We start from the raw sequence: 1,940 nt of genomic DNA, 5'->3' as shown, positions 1-1,940 counted from the left end.
GGGCGGCTCGTTTACGTACCGAGCCGCCCCAAAGCGTCAGACCAATCCCCCACGGCGTAATGCATAATGCGTTGCGCGCCAAAGCGCTCATGAGGCGTTACGCAACGAAGAAGGTGCCGTCCATATCCACGTCAATCGTTACGTCGTCGCCCTCGTGGACGCGACCGTCGATGATCGCGCGGGCGATGCAATCCACGACCTCGTTCTGGATGAGGCGCTTCAACGGACGCGCGCCGTACACCGGGTCGAGGCCGCCCACGGCGAGCATCTGCTTCGCGCCCGGGGTGATCTCGAGCGTCATGCGCTGCTTCGTGAGACGCTCGCGCACGTGCGCAAGCTGAATGTCGACGATCTGCTCGATCTGCTCCATACCAAGCGGATGGAACACCACAATATCGTCGATACGGTTCAGAAACTCCGGACGGAACGTCTGGTGCATCGCATCGTCGACCGCTTCCTTGAGGCGCCGCTCGTCCTTACCAGCGTATTCGGCAATCGCTTGCGAGCCCACGTTCGACGTCATGATGATAATCGTGTTCTTGAAGCTCACCTGCCTGCCCTGGCCGTCGGTGAGGCGACCATCATCGAGCACCTGCAACAGAACGTTGAAGACATCCGGATGCGCCTTCTCCATCTCATCGAGGAGAATCACGCTGTACGGGCGACGGCGCACAGCCTCGGTGAGCTGGCCGCCCTCGTCGTAGCCCACGTATCCCGGAGGCGCGCCGATGAGGCGCTGCACGCTGAACTTCTCCATGTACTCAGACATGTCGATGCGCACGAGCGCGCGCTCGTCGTCGAACAGACACTCGGCGAGCGCCTTGGCGAGCTCCGTCTTGCCCACGCCGGTTGGCCCCAGGAAGAAGAAGCTGCCGATGGGCTGGTCGGGGTCGGAAAGGCCCGCACGGCTACGGCGCACGGCAGCTGCCACCGCGCGCACGGCTTCATCCTGGCCGATGACACGCTTATGCAGCTCCTCTTCGAGCCCCTGCAGTTTCTCGAGCTCGCCCTGCATCATCTTCGCCACAGGCACGCCCGTCCACGCGCTCACGACCTCGGCGATCTCGTCCGATGTGACCTGCTCGTTCAAGCCGCCGCCCTTGTCCTTCTGCGCCTCGACCTCCTCTTCAGCTGCCAACTTATCGCGCTCGAGCCCGGGAATCACCGAGTACCGCAGTTCGCTCGCACGGGCGAGGTCGCCGTCGCGTGTCGCGCGCTCCTCCTCGCTGCGCGCTTCGTCGAGCTTGCTCTTGAGCTCCTGCACGCGATCGATGGCGCCCTTCTGGTTGAGCCAGCCGGCCTTCTGCACGTCGAGTTCTTCCTGCACCTTCGCGATCTCTTGACGCAGATTCTCCAGGCGCTCCTTCGAGGCGTCATCCGATTCTTTCATGAGCGCCTGTTCTTCGATCTGCATCTGCGTGAGCTGGCGCTCCGTGGCGTCGATCTCTGCCGGCATGGAATCGAGCTCCATGCGCAGGCGAGACGCGGCCTCATCTACCAGGTCGATGGCTTTATCGGGCAGGAAGCGGTCGGCGATGTAGCGGTCGGAGAGGTCCGCTGCCGCAACGAGCGCGCCGTCCGTAATGTGCACGCCATGGAAGATCTCGTACTTCTCCTTGAGTCCGCGCAAGATCGAGATGGTGTCCTCCACACTGGGCTCGCTCACGATAACCGTCTGGAAACGACGGGCGAGCGCAGCGTCCTTCTCGATGTACTTACGGTACTCGTCAAGCGTGGTGGCGCCGATAGCATGCAGATCGCCGCGGGCGAGCGCCGGCTTCAAGATGTTGCCGGCGTCCATGGAGCCCTCAGTCGCACCCGCACCCACGATGGTGTGCAGCTCATCGATGAAGAGGATCACACGGCCCTCAGACTTCTCGACTTCCTTGAGCACCGCCTTTAGACGATCCTCGAACTCGCCGCGGTACTTCGCGCCCGCC

Annotated in this window: 1 protein-coding gene; it reads right to left on the bottom strand. The window is 63.0% G+C overall.

The features are described from left to right. Positions 1 to 97: 97 nt before the first annotated feature. Positions 98 to 1,940: ATP-dependent Clp protease ATP-binding subunit (locus QZ079_RS09270; protein ID WP_297037558.1), on the bottom strand; the 1,843-nt coding region annotated here is incomplete at its 5' end.

Origin of the sequence: uncultured Enorma sp. (assembly GCA_905210055.1) — a bacterium.
GTDB lineage: Bacteria > Actinomycetota > Coriobacteriia > Coriobacteriales > Coriobacteriaceae > Enorma.
This window is presented reverse-complemented; position numbering and strand designations above follow the sequence as displayed.